Below are 23,794 nucleotides of genomic sequence, written 5' to 3' on the forward strand. Positions count from 1 at the left end.
TGACGCCAACCGGCGCCGCATCATCGAAGCTCAGTACCAGCCCTTTTGCTGGAACGCGCCCCAGGCGCCGCAGGGTGTGGCGTAACGACCCTTGATGTAACCCAAGCCCCAGGCAATTTGTGTAGCCGGGTTGGTGCGCCAATCGGCTCCGGCCGAGGCCATCTTTGAGCCGGGCAAAGCTTGAGGAATGCCATAGGCGCCCGAGGACGGGTTGGAGGAGTTAACTCGCCAGCCTGATTCACGTTCCCACAAGGCCACCAGGCAGGCGAATTGGTCATCGCCCCAGCCGTACTGGTTGGCCATCATTTCCTTGGCGATGGCCTGGGCACTGCCCGGAGAGACATTGATAGGCACATTGGGCACATTGGTGGGCTTTGGCGCCTCCTTGGTGCCAACCAAGGTGATCTCGTCAACCGGCGCCACCACAATGGTGTCCATGACCACGGTGCGCTCAAGCTCAGTGTCACCGGCCATGGTGGCGACATAGGTCACCAGCCGCTGGCCGGCCTTGCCCTCTTGAACCACCTTGGTGGTGCCTTTGGCCATCGTGGCGTCTTTCTTGGTGACCTTTTCGAACGGCAGGACGATTGTCTGGGAGCCGTCAGTGATGAAGGCCCGCTCTACTGTGATGGTCTGGCCCGGCTTGGTCGGCTGGTCAAGTGCCGGGTTGACCTGGTCATCTGGCCCCAAAACTACGCCTAACGCAGTCAAGGCATCGGAGACGGTGGCGGCGTTGGTTTGCGCCTGCAACTTGGCCCCGTCGACCACCACCATCATCACCTTGGGCGTGGAGACAGTGACCACGCTGGTCTGCCGGTCAACCGCAGCCCCCCGGGCGACAGACAACTGGGATTCGGCGGCGCGCACGCCCAGGTCCGCCAAGGCCAGGTCAACTGTCTCGGCGGTGGTCCAGACCACCCGCTGGGCTCCGTCAATGTTCAAAGACAGCGGCTTGGCCAGCCGAACTACGATTTCGCCGCCACGCGGCACGGCCGCTCCAGGCGCCGGTGCCACCAGATCGCGTTCGCCGTAGGTGACGCCTTCCTGTGCCAGCACCGAGCCAACCGAACCGCCAAAAGTGGTTACCTGGGTCGACTCGCCGTCAACGGTTAAGGTGACGGTCTTGTGAGCGGTGGCAAAACCGGTCAGGGCACCGGCCGCCAGCACGGTCGCCGTGACCTTGGCGGTCCAGCCAAGTGCCCGCCGGCGGCCAGACGCGCGGCGCCCATTGGCGCGATGCGTCCGGGATGCCGCACGGGATCCAGAACTCTTCAGAACCAAACTTCGATATCTCCCCGGGAGGGCTCGGGTTGTCTGCCAACATCGACGCTAGCGGATTTTGGCTGATCAGGCCAATCCGATGGCCAGGTTTGTGGACGGCAACTAGGCGGTTTTGACCGCCTGGGCGGGTTCACCAGGTTCCGTAGACCGCCTCAGAATTCGCGCTGACCTGGGCACATGCGGCCTCGAGTGGCATTGACATGGCGCTGGCCAGGCGCCGCATAGTCAGTGCCGCTAGGTATGGGGCATTGGCCCGGCCGCGGTACGGTTCGGCCGTCAGGTAGGGGGCGTCGGTTTCCAGAAGCACGCCCGATGCCGGCAGCTCGCCGACCGCCTCGACCAGGCCTTTGGCGTTGGCGAAGGTAATGGTTCCGGCAAAGGAGCAGTACCAGCCTCGCTCGGCGCAGATACTGGCGAGTTCGGCGCCGGCCGAGAAGCAGTGGAAAACGGTGCGTTCCGGCGCGCCGACCGCCTCGAGGGTTTCGACCACCTCGCGGTGGGCGTCACGGTCGTGGATTTGAAGGGCCAGGCCCAACTCCTTGGCCAGGGCGATGTGGTCCTTAAAGGCTTCGATTTGGGTGTGGTGGTGTTCGGGGCCGGTGCGGTAGAAGTCCAAGCCGGTCTCGCCAATTGCTCTGACCCGCGGGTTGTCGATGGCCCATTGGCGGATCTGGTTGAGTCCGTCTTGGTAGGCGCCCTTGGCCTCAAGCCTGGGCGCTTCATTGGGGTGAATGGCAATGGCGCCAAGTACGGCGGGGTTCTTGACCGCTTCGGTGGCGGTCCAGTAGGCCGAGTCCAGGTCGCAGCCGCATTGGACTATCCGATCCACCCCCACGGCGCTAGCCTTTTCGACTTGACTATCCAAGCTCAGGGCCGGTCTGGGCCACTGGCCTGGCTCAATGTGGGTGTGGTTATCCACCACCGGCGCCGGCAGGGGTTCCGGCAGCGGCGGGTATGAACGGTCCTTGGCCAATTTGGCTGTCCCCCTGTCCGCCGCGCCCACCCCAACCGCGAGGTCGAGCTTTCGCATGACATCATGCCAGGCCTCAACCTCGCGGGTGTTGGTGCTGCTGAGCTCGCCGGTGGTGGGGCCGCCTGGCGCGGCCGGCTAGCCCTGGGAGCGCAGGCGGTCGAGTTCCTCTTCCACCACCGAGTCATCTAGCTTGGCGAAAACCGGGCTGGGTTTGGGTACCACTTGGCCGGCCGGGATTGGCTCGCGTCGCCAGCGGGGCACAGCTTGGCCGTAGTCGCCGGTCAAAATCGGGTAAGACCTGGATGGATCATCCAAATCGGTGACCTGCTCGATCCGCACCTTGCCGCCAAAATCACGCACAAAGCCCAAGGCCTGGTCAACGGCCTGGGCAGCATGGGGCAAATAGGGCGCCAGCAGCGTATTGCAGTCGCTGACCGCCTGGGCTGCGGTGTGGAGGATGCTCGCCATACGCAAGCGAGCGGCATCGTCGCCCTTGGCCAGTTTCCAGGGCGCGGTCTCGGCCAGGTAGGCGTTGACCTGGGCAACCGCTTTCATGGCGGCGGTGATACCAGCCTTTTGCCGATGCCGCGCAATTAGGTCGCTAACCTCGGTGAAAGCCGCCTCGGTGGCGGCCAAGACGGCTCGGTCGGCCTGCTCCAGCGCTTCTGGCCCGTGCGCGGCCGGGATGGCGCCAAGGTTCTTGTGGATCAAATTTACCGTACGGTTAACCAGATTGCCCCAGGCGGCGACAAGCTCGTCGTTGTTGCGGCGTTTGAATTCAGCCCAGGTGAAATCCGAATCTTGGTTTTCAGGACCGGCCACGGCGATGAAATAGCGCAAAGCGTCTGGTTGGTAGCGTTCCAGCAGGTCACAGACGTAGATTACGACCCCACGGGAGGAACTAAACTGCTTGCCCTCCATTGTTAGGAACTCCGAAGAGACCACTTCTGTGGGCAGTTGCAGGCGGCCAAATCTGCCCGGCTGACCGCCGTGCGAGCCCTCGCCGTCGTAGCCCAGCAGCTCAGCCGGCCAAATCTGGGAGTGGAAGGTGATGTTGTCCTTGCCCATGAAGTAGTAGGCCTGGGCCTCGGGGTTGTTCCACCACTGGCGCCACTCCTCGCTGTCACCTTGGCCGGCCAGTGCCCGCCGTCTGGCCCACTCGATCGAAGCGCTGAGGTAGCCCACCACCGCGTCGAACCAAACATAGATCCGCTTGGCGGACTGGTCTTCCCAGGTCGGCAGGGGCACCGGGATACCCCAGTCGATGTCGCGAGTCATGGCTCGGGGCTTAACTTCATCAAGCAGGTTGAGCGAAAACCTGAGCACATTGGGGCGCCAATTGCTGCGCGAGCCCAGCCAAGTCGCCAGGGCATCGGTCAGAGCCGGCAGGTCCAGGAAGAGGTGCTCGGTTTCGATGAACTTGGGAGTCTCACCGTTAATACGGGAGCGGGGACTGATCAAATCGACCGGGTCGAGCTGATTGCCACAGTTGTCGCATTGGTCGCCGCGGGCCGAATCGTCGCCGCAAATGGGGCAGGTGCCTTCGATGAACCGATCCGGCAAAGTCCGGCCGGTTGAGGGTGAAACCGCGCCTTTGGTAGTGCGTTCGACCAGGTAGCCGTTCTTGTACACCTGACGAAACATCTCTTGTACCACTTGGTAGTGGTTGCGGGTGGTGGTACGGGTGAAGAGGTCATAGCTCAGCCCAAGCCTATGTAGATCCTCGACAATGACCCGGTTGTAGCGGTCGGCCAGAGCCTGCGGGCTAACGCCGTCTTGTTCGGCTTGGACCAGAATCGGTGTGCCATGCTCGTCGGTGCCACTAATCATCAGCACTTCGTGGCCGGCCATCCGGGCCGCCCGGGAGAAAACGTCTGAAGGCACACCAAACCCAGCAACGTGACCAATATGGCGCGGCCCGTTGGCATAAGGCCAAGCCACCGCGGAAAGCACCCGTGTCATGGCCCCCAAGCTTAGGGGATGGGCGGGCGACCTTTGCCGGCTGCGATCTGGGGCGTCTGCGCCTGGCAGCTGCGGCGGCAGCGCTTAGGCAGCACCGCCCAAAGAGGCGGGCCGCCGCCTGGCGATGCGGCACCGGCGGACCTCTAAGGCTGTCAACGCAGACGGAAATGCACCCCTCTAGGATTGGGCCATGGCCCAAAACCACCGCGCTCTGATCATTGTTGACGTCCAGCCAACCTTTTGCGAAGGCGGCGAACTGCCGGTGGAGGGCGGCAATGCCACCGCCCAGGCCATCGCCGGTTTTGTGACCGCCCACCCGGATAACTACTGCCTGGTGGTGACAACTCAGGACTGGCACATCAAACCCGGCGACCACTTCGCTGACCAGCCAGATTATGTCGACTCCTGGCCACCGCACGGCCTGGCTGGCAGCGCCAACGCCGAACTTCACCCGGCCCTGGCTGACCTCAGGGCCAATGTCTCGGTCAAAAAAGGACAATTCGCCGCCGCCTATTCCGGTTTTGAGGGCGTCGACGCTTTGGGTCTGCCCCTGGTTGAGCTGCTGAACCTGGCCGGAATCAAGGCCGTTGACGTAGTCGGCATTGCCGAATCGCATTGCGTCATGGCCACCGCCCTTGACGCGGTCAAACACGGGCTGGATTGCCGGGTGCTGACCGACCTGACCGTGCCGGTCACCGAAGAGCTGGGCCAAGCTGCCCGCGAGCGCATGGCCGCAGCCGGTGTCAAACTCGAACCCACCACCGCCGTAGCCTGACCTGCACTAATACCGCGAGACTGAGCTTTGGCATGGGGGCCGGTGCGGAGAACATGGGCCGGGGCGGAGGACATGGGCCGGTGCGGAGAAAGCGGCGTCGTCTCGCGCCGTGACTTGGGGCGATGCGACGCATCGCCAAAGTCACATGCCCGGAGCCAAACCCTGACGACGCCCCTTACCCCGCCCCTCTTTTTTGGGCCCTTGGGTTTCGTGCAAAAGCTCAGTCCCGCAGTGGAGGAGGGGTCTGAGCTTTAGGTTTGGTGGCGGGCTGCTAGGACCGCTTGGTAAACGGCCCGGCGCGAATAACCGTGAGCGGCGGCCTCGGCGGCGGCTGCGTCTTTGAGGCTGTCGCCGGCCTCGACGCGGGCTTCTACCGCCACCACCACGGCCTGTGGGACGTCAGGGGTCTCCACCTCTTGGCCGCCTTCAAGGTTAAGGTCTGCCACTACCGCCTGCGGTCCCTGGGCTTGGGTGCCGCGCGCCTGGCTGGTTTGGGCGCCGGCGACTACCACTGTGACCTCGCCAAGTACGCCGTGGCTGGCCCAGTCGGCTAGCTCGGCCAGCGAACCGCGACGAACCTCCTGGTGAACCTTGGTCATTTCGCGGCAAACCGCTCCGGGCCGGTCTGGGCCAAGGTGGTCGCGCAGCTCGGCCAGGGTTTGGCCAAGGCGGCGCGGCGACTCGAAAAGAACGATGGTGCGCCGCTCGGTCGCCAATTCCTCCAGCCGGCCGCGCCGGCCTTTGGATCTAGGCAAGAAGCCTTCGAAAACGAAGCGTTCGGCCGGCAGGCCAGACAACAGCAGGGCCGTGGTGACGGCGCTTGGACCAGGTGCCACGCCCACGTCTAGCCCGGCATCAATCGCCGCCCGAGTCAAAACAAAGCCGGGGTCTGAAACCAAGGGAGTACCGGCATCGGACACCAAGACCACCAGACCCGAACGCGCCGCCGCCAGCAGCTGCTCCACCCGGGAACGCTCATTATGGTCATGCAGCGAGACAATCCGCCCGCCAGGCTGGACTTTGAGGCGGCGAGCCAGATCGAGCAGTTTGCGGGTGTCTTCAGCGGCAATTACATCGGCCTGGACCAGCAGGCGGCACAGATGGGCTGAGGCGTCTTCGGCCCGGCCCAGCGGCGTAGCGGCGATGACCAAACCGGTTATTGTCCGGTCAGTTCGATCCATGCCCGTACCATATAGGCCCGTGAGACCTGGGCTCGCCAGCCACCTCGGCAGGCTGCGCATGACCGCGGCCCGCTTGCCCAATTGGTGGCCGATGCTGGCGGTGTTGGTCCTAGCTGCCCTAATGCGGTTCGTCAACTTGGGCTTCCCACAAAAGCTGATCTTTGACGAGACCTACTACGTCAAAGACGCCTATTCGCTGCTCAACCATGGCGTCGAGCTGAGCTGGGCGGAGGACGCCAACCCAGCATTCGAAGCCGGCGATTTCTCCTTCCTCCAGACCACCGGCCAGTACGTGGTCCACCCGCCCCTGGGCAAATGGCTGATCGCCTTCGGTATGTGGCTGTTTGGACCCGAATCCGCCTTTGGCTGGCGCTTTTCCGCCGCCCTGGCCGGCACTTTGTGTGTGCTGCTGGTAATGCTGATTGCCCGGAGGCTCTTCAACTCACCTGTCTGGGCCGCCCTGGCCGGGCTGTTCATGGCGGTCGACGGGCAGTCGCTGGTGTTGGCGCGCACCGGCTTGCTTGATATTTTTTTGACGCTGTTCACGCTGCTGGCGCTGTGGTTAGTGCTAAAGGACCGCGCCGTGATGGATGCCCGCTTGGCGGCGCTGCGCCGGCGACCGGTGGGCCACGGGCGACTGGGCCAGCCGCTCTATGACCGCAGCCGCCTGGGCCCAGGCCTGGGTATGCGCTGGTATCTGCTGGCGGCCGGGGTCTCACTGGGCCTGGCCTGTGGCGTGAAATGGTCCGGGCTGTATTTCGTGGCCGTGCTGGGTCTATTGGTGGTGGTCTGGGATTGTTGGGCCCGGCGGCAAGCCGGCGTTCGCTGGTGGCCCCTGGCCGGGGTGTTGCGCGACGGGATCAAAGCCTTTGCGCTGATGGTGCCAGTAGCCTTGGTGGTCTACCTGGGCTCTTGGACCGGCTGGTTGGTGACCAAATCCGGCTACATGCGTGGGTGGGCCGCCGCCAACCCGGGCCAAGGTCTGACTTGGCTGCCACCCGGTTTGCGCTCACTGGTGGCCTACCACCAGATGGCTTGGGGTTTTCACACCACGCTCGACAAACCGCACGACTACCAGTCCAAGCCCTGGGACTGGATGATCCAGTGGCGGCCAACTTCGATGTTTCTCGAGCACGAACCGACCTGCGGATCCGGTGCTTGCACCCAGGCCATCACCGCCCTTGGTAACCCGCTGATTTGGTGGTTTGGGCTGGTTGGCTTGGGCGCGGTGCTATGGGCGGCCGTGATCTGGGCTGACCGAAGGGCTTGGATTATCCTGGCCGGCTACATCGCCGGCTGGGTGCCGTGGCTGTTCTTTGCCGACCGCACCATCTTTAGTTTCTATTCAGTGGTCTTTGTGCCGTATGTGGCGCTGGCCTTGACCTTTGGGCTGGGTAAACTGCTTGGACCACCGGGCGCAACAACCTCTCGCGGCGAGGTTGGCCGGATTTTGGCCGGGTCGGCTGTGGTCCTAATCCTGGCCGCTGCGGCCTTGTTCTGGCCTATTTGGACCGGCGCTTCGATTGCGGATTGGTATTGGCAGTTCCACTACTGGCTACCGTCCTGGTACTAGCTAGCAATAGTGCTAGCATTGCTGCATGCAGCTTGAGCAAGGGGGTGCGGCTTGGAACGACGCACGCTAACGGTGAGGGCTCTACCGCCTGAAACCTACGAAGGGCTAAAGGAGATCGCTGCCCACCACGGCCGGTCAATGGAGGCTGAGGCGCGCCAGATCCTTCAAAGCAGCACCAACCGGCTGCTGCGTTGGACCCGGGATGCGGTCCTGGCCGACCTGTCAGGTCGCGCCGATCTGGCTGATCTGGCGACCCCATACGTGCGATCGGCTGATACCCCACGGCCAGCTGACCTTAGATGAAACTGGTCCTTGACACCATGGTCGCCTCCGAGCTTCGGCGAGCCAGGACCGGCCGGGCAAGCCCAGCGTTCGCGGCTTGGGCCGAAGCGGCTCCACTGGCGAAAGCTTTCATCTCGGTCATCACCCTGCACGAAATGGAGGTTGGCTGTCTGCTGACCGAGCGCCGGGACCCGACGCAGGGCCTGGTCTACCGGGACTGGCTAGAAATGTTGGTTGAGGCATTCGAAGGCCGGGTAGTCCCCGTCAGCCGGGAGGTTGCTTCGGCAGCGGCTGCCTTTCATGTGCCTGATCCGGCGCCCTTCGCTGATGCTCTAATTGCGGCCACAGCGGTGGTGCTTGGCGCCTCGGTGGCAACACGGAACGTTGGTGACTTCGCCCGCTTTGAAGTGCCATTGGTCAACCCGTGGGATGGCCCTGAGGCTTGGACGGGCGGCTAAGTGGCACATCCGCTTTTGTCTCGCGGATTGGGCCAGGTGCGGTACCTCGGTCTCGCTGCAAATGTGGGGTTGACCTGTACTTTTGTCGCGAAGTTGAGCATTGGCAGAGCATTGCCTGTTGCCCGATGCCGGCCCCCACCTCAGTGTCACGGGCTTGGCCGTGTGCGGTACCTCGGTCTCGCTGCAAATGTGGGGTTGAGCTGTGCTTTTGTCGTGTCACTGGGGCAGCTCGCATCCCAGCGTAGGCTTGGGGGACGCAACGAGCCAGAAAGACCCAAGTCATGCCACAGCTGCCAAAACCCTCTGATCTGCTGACTCAGCCGCGCCATATGGCCGGCGCCCGCGCCCTACTGCGCGCCGCCGGGGTAGCCCGCGAAGACTTTGGCAAGCCGATTATCGCTGTGGCCAACTCTTTCACCGAGTTTGTGCCCGGCCACACCCCCCTAGCCCAGGCCGGCCGGATCGTCTCTGAGGCCATCAACCAAGCCGGGGGCATTGCCCGGGAGTTCAACACCATCGCCATCGATGATGGCATTGCCATGGGCCACGGCGGCATGCTCTACTCGCTGCCCAGCCGGGACCTGATTGCCGATTCGGTCGAATACATGGTCTCAGCCCACCGGGCCGATGCTCTAATCTGCGTCACCAATTGCGACAAGATCACCCCGGGCATGCTGATGGCAGCCATGAGGTTGAACCTGCCCACGATCATTGTCTCCGGCGGGCCAATGGAGGGCGGCAGCGCCACCTTGACCAACGGCCAAACCCGCCAGCGCCTTGACCTGGTCGACGTCATGAGTGAAAGCGCCAACCAGGCCACCACCGACGCAGACCTGCAGCGCATCGAAGAGGCCGCCTGCCCCACCTGCGGTTCTTGTGCAGGGATGTTCACCGCCAACTCGATGAACTGCCTGTCCGAGGCCTTGGGCCTGGCCCTGCCGGGCAATGGCACGCTGGTGGCGACCCACACCGCCAGGCGGGAGCTATTCGAAAGGGCGGCCGCCGGCATAGTCCAACTGGCCAATCGCCACTACCAAGATGGCGACCAGAGCGTCCTGCCCAGAGCTATCGCCACCCAGGCGGCGCTCACCAACGCCATGACACTCGACATCGCTATGGGCGGGTCGACCAACACAATCCTGCACATTTTGGCGATCGCCCAACAGGCCGGGGTTGGCTTTGGCCTGGACCAGATCGAGCAATTGTCGCGGCGCGTGCCCTGTTTGGCGAAGATCTCTCCCAATGGCAGCGCTTTGGTTCAAGACGTCCACCGAGCCGGCGGGATTCCAGCCATTCTGGGCGAGTTGCGCCGGGCTGGGCTGTTGGACGATTCGGTTAGCACCGTTCACGCCAGCTCGCTGGCCGAGTGGCTCGACCAGTGGGATGTGCGCTCCGGCCAGGCTTCCGACGCGGCGCGGCGACTGTTTTTGGCGGCGCCGGGTGGGCGTTATTCGCCTGATGGCATGAGCCAGTCAGAGTATTTCGAGTCGCTTGACCTTGACGCGGCGGCGGGCGTGGTGCGTGATGCGGCGCACGCCCATTCAGCCGATGGCGGTTTGGCGGTCCTGCGCGGAAACCTGGCCTTGGACGGGGCGGTGGTTAAGACCGCCGGGGTGGACGAGTCGATTTGGCAGTTCGTAGGCCCGGCGGTGGTTTTCGAATCACAAGAGTCCGCTGTTGAAGGCATTTTGGGCGGCGCGGTCAAAGCCGGCGACGTGGTGGTGATCCGCTACGAAGGACCGGCAGGCGGGCCCGGCATGCAGGAAATGCTCTACCCGACGTCCTATCTCAAGGGCCGCGGCCTGGGCAGAGACTGCGCCTTGATAACTGATGGCCGGTTTTCCGGCGGCACCTCCGGGCTGTCGATTGGCCATATCTCGCCCGAGGCCGCGGCCGGAGGGTTGATCGCCCTAGTCGAAGACGGCGATCTGATCCGGATCGACGTGCCGGGACGGGGTCTGGAGCTGGATGTGCCAGCGGATGAACTGGCCCGCCGCCGCGATCAAATGGAACGCGGTCCTGGTTACTTGCCCCTTGGCCGCGACCGGCCTGTCTCTCAGGCCTTGCAGGTCTATGCCGCCCTGGCTAGCTCAGCCGACAAAGGGGCGGTGCGCGACATCAGCCGCCTTGGTTGATGCGGGCAAGAGGCGGGCTCGCAGGTGGGCGGCTGGCCCGGCTGTCCGGGCCAAGGCCCGCAACAGGGCTCGGATTTGGCTCCGGCTGGGAAGCTGGCTTACCTCGCCCGGAGCCGGCAGGATGCCCTGGTCGACCAGGGCGGTTTGGTCGCCGTAGGCCAGGGTGGTGACCTGGTCGACCAAGGTCGCCAAAGTCTCCTGCTGGGCTGTTAGGTCGAGCCGGCCTGAACTGGCGGCCTCGTCTAGGCGGTTGGCCAGCCGCTGGCCAAATTGGACCACCGTCTCGCTTTGAGGTCCGGCCAAGCCCAGGTCAACCGCGCTGGCGACCAGCTCTCGCCAGGCGCCGGGCAGGCCGCGACGTAAGCGCCGGCATCGGACAAATGGACGCAGGGCGGCCGGAATAAAACCCAGCCCCATCAGTAGCAACACCACCAAGCCGCCGTGCCACCAGTGGAATGGCGACCCAGAATCAGCATCTGGAGCCGGGCCGTGACTTGGGCTGGGGCTGGCGGCAGCAGTTGGCCTGGGCGACGGGCTGGGGCTGGGGCTAGCGGTGGGGCTGGGGCTGGCGGGAGTTGGGGTCTGGCCGGCGGCAGAAGGCGGGGTCGGTTCAAATGGCACCCAGCCAACCCCATCGATGAAGAGCTCGGGCCAGGCGTGGAGCTGATTGGCCCTAACGGTGAAGGTTGTCAGACCGTTGGGGCCGGGCGGACCGTCTGGTCGACCAGCCAGGTAGCCCGTGGCGATGCGGCTTGGTATTCCCAAGACCCGCGCCATCAGAGCCATGGCCACGGCGAAATGGATGCAATAGCCAGATTTGACCTCCAAAAAGCGGGCCACTACTTCTGTCGAGTCACCGTCGTAGTCTTGTCGCAAAGGGGTGGTGGTTGAGTAGCTGTAGTCGCCGCTGCGGAAGTGGGCTTCAAGCGCCTGGGCCGCGTCTAAAGGTGATGTCAACCCGGCCCCGGCTTGCAGCGCGGTGGTCTCGACTATCTCCGGCAATGAAGGCAGCTCCAGGTAGGGCCAGAGCTGGCCCAGGCTGGCCAAGTACGGATTGGCCAAATCCGGGCTGGCCGCGGCGGTCAGATCCACCAGCGAAAAGGTGGCTCGATAGGTCATCTCCGGGGCCTCACCGCGCTCGTACTGAACGGTCAGGTCACTTGGGTCAAGCCAAGCCGGCGGTGTTAGACCCTCGATTCCGGTGGTGACCCAAGGCAGCGGCAGGTAATCGCCACCCAGATCGATCAAGTCGATGTCGAGCAAGTGTTCGGTTGCCTCCAGAGTTGCGTTCGCCCTGATGGCCTGGTGCTGGTCTTCGAATGGGACAGCCAAAAGCTGCTCACTGGCGGCCCAGCCGCCGGCTTGCCAGTTGAGCGTGGTCAACCTGAGGTAGACGCCCTGCGGCAGGTCAGTGGCGTATTGGGCGACGGGCGCATTCGAATTTCGGCGCAGGTCGCGGCCCAAGTCCACCAAGGTCGACTCGGCGCCTGTGCCGCCTCCGCCCGCCCGTCCCCCGGGCTGGAACAAGGCTGAGGATTGCAGCCCCGGCGCCGCCTGGCTAACGAGCAGGGCCAAGGCGGTAGCCAAGGCGGTGATGACCAAACCGGCTGCCTTGACCCGCGGCCGGCCCGGGGCGCTGATCACCAGCAAAAGCAGGAAGGCGGCCAGGGGCACAGCCAGGCGCCAGCCCGCGATTGGCTGGCGCACAAAAGCCACGGCCAGCGTCACCGGTAAGGCTGCCACCAAACCAGCCACGGCCGGCGCCTTGACCGTCCGGCCGTACCAGTCGACGATGGCGGCCAGCAATCCCCCGCCCACCCCGGCAAGTACCAAAATGCCTGGGACGGAGGCGATTGGCGGCACACCTAAGTCGATGGTTCTAGCCGCTTGACCGCGTAAGGCGTCGAGGTGCAGCCAGCTTTCAGATCCGGGATACAGGCCAAACGGTCCAAACGGCGGGGCTGCCAAGAACAACGCCACCAGCGGCGCGGCCACCAGCTGGGCCACGGTGACGAACCAGCGCCGCACCCCTCCGGCGGCAAAGATTTGTCCAATCAGCAGAACCCCGACGACCCCGGCCAGGTAGGCCGCTATCCAGGTGGTGCCGGCGACCAAACCGGATAAGGGCCACAGGATTGAGCCCAAAAAGACGGCTAGACCAACCGAGACCGCCCAATCCTGGTTCGTTCCACGTCCGGGTGGCTGCCACAATTCGGTGCTCCACAACACCCCCCGTGACATGGCCGCCTTGATGTTAGGGTCGCGGCGGCCAGCCCGGTCACGCCCGTCACTGCGGTCGGATCGTTCCGCCCGGTCACGCTGCCCAAGAGCCTTTGACCCAGTCACGTGACATCCGCCCTAACCAGGTTGACCTGCCAACCATTGGCCGTCAAAGTGCCGGCTAATGCCGCCGCCGGACCGACCAACAAGGCCTGGGGTGGGCCGGTTAGGTTGGCCAACCGGTCAAGTGCCTGGGTCCGGGAGCCACCGGCATGGCCCAGTACCACCAACACTGGCGTCTCGCCTTCGCGCAATGGCAGTTGATCCGCCAAGGCGGCGACCCAATTCGGTTCTGGCCCGGACCGGACCTGTAGGCGGGCAAAATCAGCTAGAGCCAGATCCTGGTCGCCCAGGCCGTAGGGACCCAGGACCTGGCCAAAAGTGGTCATTACCTGGACCGGGTGCCCCTTGGCCATTAGTCGGATCAAGGCGCTGGCGGCGGCGGAAATCGCCAGTTCAACCTGCCTGGCCGAACCGGCCTGCGTGGTATCAACCACCAGCCAGACAGTGGTGTTAGACCGGGGCCGGTCTTGACGAACCATCAATTCGGCCCGCCGCGCCGTTGAACGCCAATGCACCCTGGACCGCGGGTCGCCCACTTGATAGGGCCGCACCGAAATCGGGTCGAGTTCAAGCGGCCCGGCCCGGCCCAAAAGGGTTTCGCGTTCCTGACTCTCCGCCGGGAACGGGCTGAGCGGCACGTGGATCAGCCGGGGAGAGACCAACACCTGACCGGGCGGGCAGACCACACGCCGCACACAGGCCACGCCCAGAGGGGACAGATGCTGGCTCAAAGCTGGCCCAATACGCCAGGCACCTCTGGCACCAAGGCCCAGCCAGTAGACCAAAGCTGGGCTGTGGCCGGCTACCTCCGCTCGGCCGGTTCGCATCACGCCAGTAGGCGTGACATCGACCACCGCCGGCCAGTCGCGCGCCCTAAGCCCCGGCCCAGGCGAATGGAAGACCACAGGTAGCCGCACACCGCAGGCCACCGGCGCCACTGGCAGCTGCCGCCTCAAGTCCAACCGGTTGCGACCAAAACGCCCAACTAGCCAGGATGCCGCCACCGAGATCACCAGCGCCAGCCCTACTAGCAGCAGGTCGCGCCGGTCAAACACCAGCGCCAGGGCCAAGCCGGCCAGCCCGGCACCGGTCAGGCACCAGCCACGCCCGGTCAGCCGAACGGCCACCTGGCCGCGCCGTCTCATTTGTCTGCGATGGGCACCGGCACCGGCACGGATTTGACCACCTCGGCCACCACGCCGATGGACTGGGCTGCGGCGTCGACGCCACGCACCGGCGCCCTGGTGACCAAACGGTGTGCCAGCACTGGCCCGGCCAAGGCCTGGACGTCATCGGGCAGGACATGCCCCCGGCCGGCCAAAGCGGCGTGGGCCCGCGCGGCCGCCAGCAGGTGAACTGCCGCCCGTGGTGAGGCTCCCAATCTCAAGCCTTGGTGCGACCTGGTGGCCCTGACCAGGTCGACCGCGTAGTCGGTGACCGCCTCGGCGGTGTGGATTTGGTGGCAGGCGGCGATCATCTGTTGAACCGCGGCCAAAGTCACGACCGGTCCAATTGAGCTGATTGGCTCAGCCAGCTGGCGGGCTTGGGCCATGTCACGCTCGGCCTCGCGGTCCGGGTAGCCAATGGCCAGACGGGCCATAAAGCGGTCGCGCTGGGCCTCTAGCAGGGCGTATGTGCCCTCCATGTCGATTGGGTTTTGCGTTGCCACCACGTGAAATGGCTGTTCCAGGGCGTAAGAGGTGCCGTCGACGGTGATATGGCCCTCCTCCATGCACTCCAGCAGGGCGCTTTGGGTGCGCGGGCTGGCCCGGTTGATCTCATCGCCAATCACAATGTTGGCGAACACCGGGCCGGGTTCAAACTCGAATGAACCGGCAGCTTGGTTGTAGACCGGGGCGCCTGTCACATCAGAAGGCAGCAGGTCGGGCGTGAACTGGATCCGGCGGACGGTGGCACCAACCGAGGCGGCCAAGGCCCGCGCCAGCATGGTTTTGCCGACGCCTGGTACGTCCTCGATTAGCAGGTGGCCGTCAGCCAAAAAGACGGTCACGGCCAACCTGATGACATTAGGCTTGCCGGAAATCACCCGGGCCATATTGGCCTCGATGGCGCCGGCCTGCCGTGCCACGGCCTGCCAGATCGCTGGGTCAGGGCGTGTTCTGGCAGTTGACCTGGGCGCGACTGACTCTGGCGACGGCCTTGGCAGCATCTGAATCCTGGTTCACTCGGGTTGGGGTGGAGAAGCCATTGGCTCGACAGGCCAGTCTACCTGGACCCACTGCCGCCACTTGGCCAGGGACAGGCGCGCCTCCCACCACTTGGAGACATGTCGGCTTAAGTTTGTGCCCGTGAGGCCTGCTTTCTTTGCCGGATTAAGGCGAGCTGCGACAAATCGGGCCGTCACTGGGCCGCGCCCTGTGACGGCAGAAGACCTTAGGGCTGCCCAAATGGGCCGGGTTTTCGACGGCTGGAATGCCGAGTTATCGACCCTTGGCGGCACTAGCGCTATGCGCGATATTGCGGCTTTGGGCAACACGGTTCTGAACCTGACGACGGCCCACCCCAGCGGTATTGCCCAGCTGTATGCCGGCCGGCCCACACTCATCTCCACGCTGGTCCGCGACAAAGCCGAGGCCCGGGCCGCCGGTTTCAAGGCCGCCCAAGTCAAAGCCCTAGCCGAGGCACATGCCGAACGCTACGGGCTGCCGCCAATTCAACTTGGATTGGGCATTGCCTTTTGGACCGTGGAAGACGTTGACGGCAGCGAAGTGCCAATGCGTGTGCCGGTGATGCTGCGTGGGATTGATATTCGCAACACTAACCACGGCCTCGAATTGGAACTAGAGCCTTCGGTATCAATCAATCCGGAATTGGTCCGAGCTTTGACTGGGCGTGGTATTCCGGTTGATCCGGCGGCGTTAGCCCGTGACGCATTGTCCGGTTCAGCTTTCAATCCAACCCCGGTATTGCGGGCCGTCGAAGCGATGGGGCAAGCGGCCTACGGCGACTTCACAGTCAAAAACAAGTCAATTGTCGGTGTCTATGAACACCCTGGCCAGACCCTGATGCGGGATATCGACTACGGTCTGGAGCTGTTGCAGCGTCATCCGGTGATTGCAGCCTTGGCGGGCGACGAATCAGCCCAGATTCGCCTGCTCGGTACGGCCCTGGCGCCGCGCCTGGAAGGCGACCGCCCACCAGACCACGAGCGTGGCGTGGGCGATTTGACTCCCAGCCAGTCCTACGTTGTCGACGTGGTGGCCGCTGGGGCATCAGTGCTGGTAGACACGCCACCAGGACCAGCTGGGCCGGCCACAGTGGCAGCCGTTATTGCCGACTCAATTGGTTCGGGACGTTCGGTGCTTTACGTTGGCGGCCAACGGCGTTCGGCTCAGGCGGTGGCGCGGACCTTGCAGGCACACGGCCTAGGCGAGGGGCTGCTGGATCTGAAACCGGCCCCGGGTTGGCCCAACCGCTCTGTTGCGCACCTGGTCAAGGGCATGTACGTGTCCAGCGCGCCGGTTGATGCGGCTGGCATTTTGCGCATCAGGTCTGCCCTGACTGAGCGGAGCGCGCAGATTTCGGCCTATATTGACGCGCTGCACCAGCCGATGGGCCAATTGGATGTCTCGGCCTATGACGCCCTAGAGGCCATTGCTCGCATCACTGAGGACTATCCCTCTGCCCGCACCACCGTTCGTCTCAATCTACAAACCGCGGCGCGCCTGGATTCGCCAGCCAGGGACGAGGTCCGTAGCTGGCTAGAACAGGGCGCCCGCCTTGGGATGTTCCGGGTTTCAGCCGAGGCGACCGCGTGGTTCGGCGCAGCGGTCATGTCTGAGTCCGAGTCCGACCAAGCCTTGACCCTATTGGACCGCCTGCGGGTGGGATCGTTAGCCCAGGTCATTGACCAAATGAAGCAGGTCACCAGCGAGGCCGAGCTGGCCGAATCAACCACCATTGCCGGCTGGGGCGACCAACTGGACATGCTGGTGGGTGTGCGCCAAGCCCTCGACCAGTTCATTCCAGAAGTCTTTGAGCGGTCTCCTAGCGACATGGTGGCAGCTACGGCCACGGCCGAATGGCGTGCCGCTAACAAGGCTGAAATGTCGAACCGCACCCGGCGGCGGCTGATCAAGCAGGCCAAGGACCTGGTGCGTCCAGGGCTCAGAGTAGACAACCTGCACCAGGCCTTGGAACAGGTGGCCGAGCAGCGCCAGATCTGGCTCAGCTGGGCGCCGGACGTGCCCTGGCCCAGACTGCCTGCTGGCATGGCCCAGGTCGAGGCCGAATACGCCACCGTGCGCTCAGATCTCGACGCCCTAGACGCAATCTTGACCAAGTCCCAGGGCGAGTCACTGGTGACTTTGCCTTTCGACGGCCTGATCGCCAGACTCGATCGGCTCGACCAAGACCGGGGCTGGTTGGACACTTTGCCCAAGATGAACCAACTGGCCGTCAAACTCCACCAGGCTGGCCTTGGCGAGCTGCTGGGCGACCTAACCTCACGCCGGGTCGGCCCAGTCGACCCTGAGCAGGTCGAAGCCGCGGCCGAGATCGCGGCCGTTGGCCGCGAAGCAGATTTGGCCTGGTGGTCGACCGCCCTGGCCACGGCACTGGAGGCCAATCCGGATTTGGCTGAATTTGGCGGCGACAAGCTGGGCAGCCTGGTTGAGTCGTATTGCGAACTCGACGTAGCCCATATCGCCACCAAACCAACTCCGATCAGGGCGGCCATCTGCGCCTGGCGCGATCAGGCGGCGGAGAACTATCCAGGCCAGGCCTTTAAGCTGGCCCACGCCCCGGCTGGCGCCACCTTGCGCCAGGTCATTGCCGACGCCCCCAACGTGGCGCTCAAAGCCCGGCCATGCATCATGGCGGGCCCGGTTATGGTGCCCGGAGCCATCCCACTGACCGAAACTGGCGGCCCGGTCTTCGATTTGGTGATCGTCGACGGCGCCGATGCAATGAGCACAGCCGTGGCCGTACCCACCCTGGGTCGCGGCCACCAGGTTGTGGTCTTCGGTGACACTGGCCGGGCGGCAGCTGGTTCGTTGACCCAGGCCGCAGCGCAGGTCATGCCCAAAGTTGAGCTACCAGCTGAAGGCCAAGAACGCGACCCGCGCCTGGCCAGGCTTCTCGAATCGGTCGGCTACGCCACGCTCGGTCCATTGCTACCAATGCCTTCCAGCGTCGAGGCCCTGAGCTGGCACTACGTTGACGGCGTGGGCCGCGTGGCGCGTGGCGGCAGTGGTATCGACGCGCCAGTGGAGGAAATTGACCTGGTTGGCGATCTGGTCCACTCCTACCTTGAGCGTTGGCCCGGTGAGTCCCTGGCCGTAGTTGGCGCCGGTCCGGACCAGGCCGAACGCCTCTTGACTGCCCTAAACCGCCTAGTCAAAGCCGGCGACGAACTGATCGAAGCCGCCCTAGCCGAGCCAGCCCACGGCGGCCAGGCTCAGCTGATGGTTGCCGACGCCGTCGCCGCCTCTGGCCTGACCGCCAAGACGGTCGTCCTGGCCTGCGGTTTTGCCCGTTCACCGCGCGGCAATGTGCTTTACGACTTTGATCAGCTTGACGGCGACGAAGGCGCCGCCATTTTGGCCGGAGCTCTGGTAGGGGCCGAGCGCCGCCTGGCGGTGGTCTCCAGCCTGAAGTCCTCCGACCTAGACGATGACCGGCTACACGGGGCCGGGCCGGCGCTGTTCAAGCGGGTGCTTGATCTAGCGCAACACTCAAACATCACCATGAACGGCTCGGCCCGGCCAACTCAAGCCCTGTTCTCCGATTTGGCCCGGCGGATCGAACGCCGGGGCCTAGGCGTCACAACCGGCTACGGCCGCTGTCAAACCAAGGTCATTCCCATGGTGGTTAGTGATCCCGCCACCGACAATCCCGACGTCGCTGTGCTCAGCGACGATGCCGCATTTGTGGCGGAACCATCGCTGCGGACCAAATTGCGCCATTGGCCTTGCCAACTCGAGTCCCTGGGCTGGAGCACCGTCCAAACCTGGAGCGCCCCGGTCTTCATGGACCCGGAGACCGAGGCCCGCACCGTGGTCCAGGCCGCCTGTTCTCCGGCGGCAGACGCCTAACCAGCGTCTTGGCCTAGGCGTCTCGCAGTGAGAAACGCCAGGCGCCAAGGCCAAGACTGACCACCGCCCAGCCCACTAAGACAGCCAGACCGCCCCAGGGGCCAATATCGGTCGACTTGTAAACATTGACAATGTCCATCGCCCCGATGGGAAAGAACTGGATAGCTTTGCCAATGCTCCTAATCATGATGGCCAGCAGCGGCAGGATGATCAGCGGCACCACCACGCCTACACCGTATGCGCAGGCTAGCCCGCCCGCGCTGGACCGCAGCAAGGCGCCGAGCCCTAGGAAAATCAAGACGTAAAGAACAGCCACCACCACGCCGCCCGCCAGGCAGCGCGCCGCCACCGGGGTCATCACCAGCGAGGCCACCCGGTTCAATGACACCAGCAGCGCCACCACCAAGCCAACTAGCTCGGCCAAGGCCGCCAATACCATCGTCAACACTGCGATTACCAACACTTTGGCCGCCAGTACCATTGAGCGCCCCGGCACGGCGGCAAAGCTGGAGCGAATCATGCCGGAGGAGTACTCGTTAGTGACACTCAGTACCCCCAGCACCGCCAGCACCATCAGGGCCATGACCGCCGTCATATTGCCTATGGCCGAAGCTAAGGACTCCGAAATCCTTTGGTTCATGCCGTCCCAGACCTCGGTGTCGCTGCCAACATCCATGTCCCAGAAGGTGCCATAGACCGCCAAGGTGTTGCCGCCAATGGTCAAGAACAGGTAGACCCCGGCCACCCACCAGGTCGAACGCAGCGTGCGGAGTTTGATCCATTCGGCTCGAACGACCCTGGGGAAGGTCACTCGGTGGCGTCCGGGCGCGCTGGGCTCAGTTGGCGGACGGGCAGGCGGCGGTCCGCTCGGCGCGAGGGGAGCGGCCGGCTGGGGCGCCGTCATCGGGCACCACCGCCTGGCAAACCGGAGCGAAACTCGACCGCGCCGCGGGTGATCTCCATGTAGGCGGCCTCCAGGGTCGAGGTTTGAGAGGTCAGCTGATGCAGCGTCAGGCCTTCGGCTGCGGCCAGATCGCCGATGGCGGCAGTGGGCCAGCCGTCAACGATCAGCGTGCCTTCGGCCTGGGTTTTGACTTTGGCGCCTTGGCGGGTCAGAGCCTCGAACAGCTGGCTCGCCTGGGGGCTGCGGACCAAACTGGTTTGCCCCGAGGTGCGGGCGATCAGGTCTGCCACTGAGGTGTCGGCGATCAGGCGACCGCGGCCAATGATGATGACCCGGTCGGCAGTTTGGGCCATTTCGCTCATTAGATGCGAACTGATCAGGACGGTCCGGCCCTGGGCGGCCATGCCCCGGGCCAGTTGACGCACCCAGGCAACACCCTCCGGGTCGAGCCCGTTGACCGGTTCGTCCAGGATCAGTACGGCCGGGTCACCGAGCAGAGCGGCGGCAATGCCGAGGCGTTGGTGCATTCCGAGCGAGAATTTGCCCACCCGCCTGGAGGCCACGGAGCCCAGACCGGTTAGCTCAATCATCTCTTCGACTCGACGCCGGCCAATACCTTGGGTGGCGGCCATTGCCCGCAGATGGGAGCGGGCGCTGCGACCAGGGTGGACGGCCTTGGCGTCCAATAGCACCCCGACCTGGGCCAACGGGTCTCGCAGTTTGCGGTAGGCCTGACCGTTGACCAGGGCACGTCCGGATGTGGCCCGGTCTAAGCCCACCATCAGGCGCATAGTGGTCGATTTGCCGGCACCGTTTGGCCCCAAGAATCCGGTCACCAGCCCCGGAAAAACCGTGACCGATAGGTGGTCGACCGCCACGTTCGAGCCGAACACCTTGGTCAGGGCTTCGGTCTGGATCATGGGGTGACTCCCCCGGGCGTTGGACCTGGCATGGGAGACAAACTACCTGACCAGACCGCCAGCTATCATTAGCGACATGACTAACCCGGTGTTCGCTCGCAACCAAGCCTTCAATCCCCGCCCTGTTGCGACCATGGGACGGCAGGCCAATCCGGCCGCCGCCCAACAGGCTCCGGCCGCAGCTCAAACCACTTTGGCGGCCGAGCAACTCCAGGCTATGTACACCGCGCCCGCCGCCGGTGCCGCCCAGACCGGGCGCATTACATATGACGATGTCATCGTCAAAACCGCTGGTCTACTGGCGGTTGTGGTCATCCTGGGGGCCGCCACTTGGATGGTCGCGCCGCAGCTGTGGCCTATTGGCGCCATCGCCGGGCTGGTTTTGGCCTTTGTCAACATTTTCAAACGCGAACCCAGCCCGGCGCTGATCCTGGCCTACGCCGCCTGCCAGGGTGTCTTTCTGGGCGGAATCTCAAAGTTCTACGAGGAATACACCGCCGGCGTGGTAGTCCAGGCGCTGGCGGCCACCGGCGCGGTCTTCGGCGTCACTTTGGCGCTATTTGCCAGCGGCAAGGTTCGGGCCAGCGGCCGGGCGACCAAGATCTTCTTCATTGCCTTTGCTGGCTACATCGTCTTCGCGCTGATCAACCTGGTTTTGGTGCTAACGGGCGCAGTTGATGGCTTTGGCATGTACCAGTACAAGGTGGCCGGAATCCCCTTGGCGCTGGTCGTTGGCATTTTGGTGGTGCTGATTGGGGCCTACAGTTTTGTGCTCGACTTCGAGGCCGTCAAAGTCGCTGTCGAATCTGGTCAGCCGCGCAAGCTGGCCTGGACGGCCGCCTTCGCCATGATGGTGACCATAGTTTGGCTGTATTTGGAGTTGTTGCGGATCATCGCCATTCTGCGCAACAACTAGCAGTTTTGCGCTGGCTACCGGCCCGGCGCGGCTGGGCCAGCGGGCGGTGGGCGCGGAAAGAGACGGCGGTTTTCCAGCTATTGGGCTGGCGCCAGCTGGTCGGTTGAGTTGCGGTCAGGGCGGCGCTGCTTGGCCTAAGGCTCAAAATCGAGGCCGTTAGGGCGGCCAGTTCCTCGGCCGTGACCTCGCCATTGACCACTTCAAAGGTGGGGGTCATAGTGGCTCGTTTCCGTGTTTTTTGGGTTGGGTGGCGACCCGTTTGGTGCGCAGCGCGCGCAGGGCGGCGCTGACTTGGACCCGGGTGTCCGATGGCGCAATCACCGCGTCGAGATAACCTCGCCCGGCGGCTTCATATGGGTTGATCAGGGCCTCGGTGTATTCCTCGATCAGGGTCTGGCGCTGGGCCGCGGCGTTGCCTTCTTCTTCGGCAGTCGCCAAGGCGCGGCGGTGCAGGATGTTGACCGCACCTTCCGCCCCCATGACCGCGATCTGGGCTGAGGGCCAGGCCAGGTTGATATCTGCGCCCAGCTGTTTTGAGCCCATGACAATGTAGGCACCGCCGTAGGCCTTGCGGGTGATGACTGTGACCAGCGGCACAGTGGCCTCGGCGTAGGCGTAGATCAATTTGGCGCCGCGGCGGATAATGCCATCCCATTCCTGGTCGGTGCCGGGCAGGAAACCAGGTACGTCCACCAATGTCAAAACTGGGATGTCGAAGGCATCGCAGGTCCGGACAAACCGGGCAGCCTTTTCCGAAGCAGCTATGTCAAGGGTGCCGGCCATGGCCAGCGGCTGGTTAGCAACTATGCCAACCGAGCGGCCTTCGACCCGGCCAAAAGCGGTGACGACATTTGGGGCATAGTCCACCTGGAGCTCAAGGAAGTCGCTTTCATCCAAGATGTGCTCCATGACCGTGCGCATGTCGTATGGGGCTTTGTCCTCATCCGGAATCAGGGTGTCCAAAGCCAGGTCGTCCGGCGAAGGGGTCAAGTCTGGGGCCACTTGGGCCGGGTAGGACGGTGCTTCGGTCAGGTTGTTCGAGGGCAGGTAGCTAAGCAAGGTCTTGGCAAAGTCGATGGCTTCTTCTTCATCCTGGCCGGCGAAATGGGCCACCCCAGATTTGGTGGTGTGGGTGGTGGCGCCGCCAAGCTCCTCGAAACCGACCTCTTCGCCGGTGACGGCCTTGATGACATCCGGGCCGGTGATGAACATGTGGCTGGTGCCTTTGGCCATGATGACAAAGTCGGTCAGCGCCGGGCTGTAAACCGCACCCCCGGCCGAGGGCCCCAGAATCAGGGAAATCTGTGGGATGACGCCGGAGGCGGCCACGTTACGGCGGAAGATCTCGGCGAATTGGGTCAAGGCGGCCACGCCTTCTTGAATCCGGGCGCCGCCGCCATCGGAGATACCAATAATCGGCAGACCCAGGCGCAGAGCCATATCTTGCACCTTGGTGATCTTGGCGCCGTGCGCCTCACCCAACGACCCGCCAAAAACGGTGAAGTCCTGGGAGAAGACACAGACTTGACGTCCGTCAACGCTGCCGTAGCCGGCGACCAAACCGTCGCCGTAGGGTCGGTTGCGCTCCAAGCCAAAGGCGGTGGCGCGGTGTTGGGCTAGGGCGTCGAGTTCGACAAAACTGCCGGGGTCGAGCAGGTGGTCGATCCGCTCGCGGGCCGAGAGTTTGCCTCTGGCGTGCTGTTTTTCCGCAGCCGTTTGGGCCGCTTGAGTGACGGCATGGTCGATCCGGTCAGAATGGTCAGCCAATTGGGCCGCGGTGCGGCCCTTACTGGTTGGCTTCGAGGCTTGATCAGCAATCGAAGTCATAGGGCTGGAATCCTCCTGGACACTTAGGGTCTTTAGTGGTTCAGCCTAGGTTGCAGGTCCAGCGGTGGACATCGCTGCAGGAGACATTGACCAAGTCTTGTAGGAACTCCACAACTGGGGCGGCAGGGTCTACCGCCTTCCCCCAACCCTGAGGCAAACCGCAGCGGTCGGTAGGGTGGTGCCGTGGACCAGACGAAATCGAAAAAAC

18 protein-coding genes are annotated in these 23,794 nt (G+C 64.1%); 7 read left to right on the forward strand and 11 right to left on the reverse strand.

The window, feature by feature from the left end:
• Nucleotides 1-30: 30 nt before the first annotated feature.
• The 3 genes from FWD29_01015 to metG all read right to left on the reverse strand — a co-directional run bounded on the left by FWD29_01015 (nt 31) and on the right by metG (nt 4,216).
• A complete protein-coding gene (locus FWD29_01015; protein ID MCL2802526.1) occupies nt 31-1,167 on the reverse strand; it encodes a ubiquitin-like domain-containing protein in 1,137 nt (378 codons plus the stop codon).
• A gap of 244 nt (nt 1,168-1,411) precedes the next feature.
• Nucleotides 1,412-2,311: a TatD family hydrolase gene (locus tag FWD29_01020; GenBank protein ID MCL2802527.1), complete on the reverse strand. Its 900-nt coding sequence runs from the start codon at nt 2,309-2,311 to the stop codon at nt 1,412-1,414.
• 78 nt (nt 2,312-2,389) lie between these two features.
• Nucleotides 2,390-4,216, reverse strand: coding sequence for a methionine--tRNA ligase (gene metG / locus FWD29_01025; protein ID MCL2802528.1), 1,827 nt, complete (start codon nt 4,214-4,216; stop codon nt 2,390-2,392).
• 190 nt (nt 4,217-4,406) lie between these two features.
• On the opposite strand from metG, the gene FWD29_01030 reads away from it, so the two are divergent.
• A complete protein-coding gene (locus tag FWD29_01030) occupies nt 4,407-4,991 on the forward strand; it encodes an isochorismatase family protein (GenBank protein MCL2802529.1) in 585 nt (194 codons plus the stop codon).
• 251 nt (nt 4,992-5,242) lie between these two features.
• Here FWD29_01030 and rsmI read toward each other — a convergent pair whose 3' ends face one another.
• A complete protein-coding gene (rsmI, locus tag FWD29_01035; GenBank protein ID MCL2802530.1) occupies nt 5,243-6,172 on the reverse strand; it encodes a 16S rRNA (cytidine(1402)-2'-O)-methyltransferase in 930 nt (309 codons plus the stop codon).
• A 58-nt stretch (nt 6,173-6,230) separates the two neighbouring features.
• Between rsmI and FWD29_01040 the strand changes: the two genes are divergently transcribed.
• From FWD29_01040 to ilvD, 4 genes are all read left to right on the forward strand, one after another.
• The gene (locus FWD29_01040; GenBank protein ID MCL2802531.1) at nt 6,231-7,745 is read left to right on the forward strand and encodes a phospholipid carrier-dependent glycosyltransferase; all 1,515 of its coding nucleotides are present in this window, start codon (nt 6,231-6,233) and stop codon (nt 7,743-7,745) included.
• Nucleotides 7,746-7,796: 51 nt separating this feature from the next.
• Nucleotides 7,797-8,048: an Arc family DNA-binding protein gene (locus tag FWD29_01045; protein ID MCL2802532.1), complete on the forward strand. Its 252-nt coding sequence runs from the start codon at nt 7,797-7,799 to the stop codon at nt 8,046-8,048.
• The gene (locus FWD29_01050) at nt 8,045-8,485 is read left to right on the forward strand and encodes a type II toxin-antitoxin system VapC family toxin (GenBank protein MCL2802533.1); all 441 of its coding nucleotides are present in this window, start codon (nt 8,045-8,047) and stop codon (nt 8,483-8,485) included. The genes FWD29_01045 and FWD29_01050 overlap by 4 nt, the downstream gene beginning before the upstream one ends.
• A gap of 281 nt (nt 8,486-8,766) precedes the next feature.
• The gene (ilvD, locus tag FWD29_01055) at nt 8,767-10,620 is read left to right on the forward strand and encodes a dihydroxy-acid dehydratase (protein ID MCL2802534.1); all 1,854 of its coding nucleotides are present in this window, start codon (nt 8,767-8,769) and stop codon (nt 10,618-10,620) included.
• Here the strand turns inward: ilvD and FWD29_01060 are convergent.
• Genes FWD29_01060 through FWD29_01070 form a run of 3 tightly spaced genes read right to left on the reverse strand, consistent with a single transcriptional unit; the run spans nt 10,576 to nt 15,019 of the window.
• Nucleotides 10,576-12,966, reverse strand: coding sequence for a DUF3488 and transglutaminase-like domain-containing protein (locus FWD29_01060; GenBank protein MCL2802535.1), 2,391 nt, complete (start codon nt 12,964-12,966; stop codon nt 10,576-10,578). The two genes, ilvD and FWD29_01060, sit on opposite strands and share 45 nt — an antisense overlap.
• Nucleotides 12,963-14,108: a DUF58 domain-containing protein gene (locus tag FWD29_01065; GenBank protein ID MCL2802536.1), complete on the reverse strand. Its 1,146-nt coding sequence runs from the start codon at nt 14,106-14,108 to the stop codon at nt 12,963-12,965. The genes FWD29_01060 and FWD29_01065 overlap by 4 nt, the downstream gene beginning before the upstream one ends.
• Entirely contained in the window at nt 14,105-15,019 is a 915-nt protein-coding gene (locus tag FWD29_01070; GenBank protein MCL2802537.1) for an AAA family ATPase, read from the reverse strand. The genes FWD29_01065 and FWD29_01070 overlap by 4 nt, the downstream gene beginning before the upstream one ends.
• 322 nt (nt 15,020-15,341) lie before the next feature.
• On the opposite strand from FWD29_01070, the gene FWD29_01075 reads away from it, so the two are divergent.
• On the forward strand, nt 15,342-19,019 hold the full coding sequence (locus FWD29_01075) for a hypothetical protein (protein MCL2802538.1): 3,678 nt from the start codon (nt 15,342-15,344) through the stop codon (nt 19,017-19,019).
• A 13-nt stretch (nt 19,020-19,032) separates the two neighbouring features.
• On the opposite strand, the gene FWD29_01080 is transcribed toward FWD29_01075, so the two are convergent.
• Both FWD29_01080 and FWD29_01085 read right to left on the reverse strand, forming a co-directional pair.
• Nucleotides 19,033-19,830 carry an ABC transporter permease gene (locus FWD29_01080; protein ID MCL2802539.1) on the reverse strand — a complete coding sequence of 266 codons (798 nt, stop codon included), beginning with the start codon at nt 19,828-19,830 and terminating at the stop codon, nt 19,033-19,035.
• Nucleotides 19,831-19,919: 89 nt separating this feature from the next.
• Nucleotides 19,920-20,843: an ATP-binding cassette domain-containing protein gene (locus tag FWD29_01085; protein MCL2802540.1), complete on the reverse strand. Its 924-nt coding sequence runs from the start codon at nt 20,841-20,843 to the stop codon at nt 19,920-19,922.
• Nucleotides 20,844-20,919: 76 nt separating this feature from the next.
• On the opposite strand from FWD29_01085, the gene FWD29_01090 reads away from it, so the two are divergent.
• Nucleotides 20,920-21,759, forward strand: coding sequence for a Bax inhibitor-1/YccA family protein (locus FWD29_01090; protein MCL2802541.1), 840 nt, complete (start codon nt 20,920-20,922; stop codon nt 21,757-21,759).
• On the opposite strand, the gene FWD29_01095 is transcribed toward FWD29_01090, so the two are convergent.
• Together FWD29_01095 and FWD29_01100 are read right to left on the reverse strand one after the other, a co-directional pair.
• Nucleotides 21,734-21,976 carry a hypothetical protein gene (locus FWD29_01095; protein ID MCL2802542.1) on the reverse strand — a complete coding sequence of 81 codons (243 nt, stop codon included), beginning with the start codon at nt 21,974-21,976 and terminating at the stop codon, nt 21,734-21,736. The two genes, FWD29_01090 and FWD29_01095, sit on opposite strands and share 26 nt — an antisense overlap.
• On the reverse strand, nt 21,973-23,586 hold the full coding sequence (locus FWD29_01100) for an acyl-CoA carboxylase subunit beta (protein ID MCL2802543.1): 1,614 nt from the start codon (nt 23,584-23,586) through the stop codon (nt 21,973-21,975). The genes FWD29_01095 and FWD29_01100 overlap by 4 nt, the downstream gene beginning before the upstream one ends.
• Nucleotides 23,587-23,794 lie beyond the last annotated feature (208 nt).

Source organism: Micrococcales bacterium, from assembly GCA_009784895.1.
Taxonomy (GTDB): domain Bacteria; phylum Actinomycetota; class Actinomycetes; order Actinomycetales; family WQXJ01; genus WQXJ01.

Bases quoted from the DNA above. Each gene is read 5' to 3' on its own strand.
- FWD29_01020 (MCL2802527.1), bottom strand. From the start codon at position 2,311: ATGCGAAAGCTCGACCTCGCGGTTGGGGTGGGCGCGGCGGACAGGGGG.
- metG (MCL2802528.1), bottom strand. From the start codon at position 4,216: ATGACACGGGTGCTTTCCGCGGTGGCTTGGCCTTATGCCAACGGGCCG.
- FWD29_01030 (MCL2802529.1), top strand. From the start codon at position 4,407: ATGGCCCAAAACCACCGCGCTCTGATCATTGTTGACGTCCAGCCAACC.
- rsmI (MCL2802530.1), bottom strand. From the start codon at position 6,172: ATGGATCGAACTGACCGGACAATAACCGGTTTGGTCATCGCCGCTACG.
- FWD29_01040 (MCL2802531.1), top strand. From the start codon at position 6,231: ATGACCGCGGCCCGCTTGCCCAATTGGTGGCCGATGCTGGCGGTGTTG.
- FWD29_01050 (MCL2802533.1), top strand. From the start codon at position 8,045: ATGAAACTGGTCCTTGACACCATGGTCGCCTCCGAGCTTCGGCGAGCC.
- ilvD (MCL2802534.1), top strand. From the start codon at position 8,767: ATGCCACAGCTGCCAAAACCCTCTGATCTGCTGACTCAGCCGCGCCAT.
- FWD29_01065 (MCL2802536.1), bottom strand. From the start codon at position 14,108: ATGAGACGGCGCGGCCAGGTGGCCGTTCGGCTGACCGGGCGTGGCTGG.
- FWD29_01070 (MCL2802537.1), bottom strand. From the start codon at position 15,019: ATGGCCCGGGTGATTTCCGGCAAGCCTAATGTCATCAGGTTGGCCGTG.
- FWD29_01085 (MCL2802540.1), bottom strand. From the start codon at position 20,843: ATGATCCAGACCGAAGCCCTGACCAAGGTGTTCGGCTCGAACGTGGCG.
- FWD29_01090 (MCL2802541.1), top strand. From the start codon at position 20,920: ATGACTAACCCGGTGTTCGCTCGCAACCAAGCCTTCAATCCCCGCCCT.
- FWD29_01095 (MCL2802542.1), bottom strand. From the start codon at position 21,976: ATGACCCCCACCTTTGAAGTGGTCAATGGCGAGGTCACGGCCGAGGAA.
- FWD29_01100 (MCL2802543.1), bottom strand. From the start codon at position 23,586: ATGACTTCGATTGCTGATCAAGCCTCGAAGCCAACCAGTAAGGGCCGC.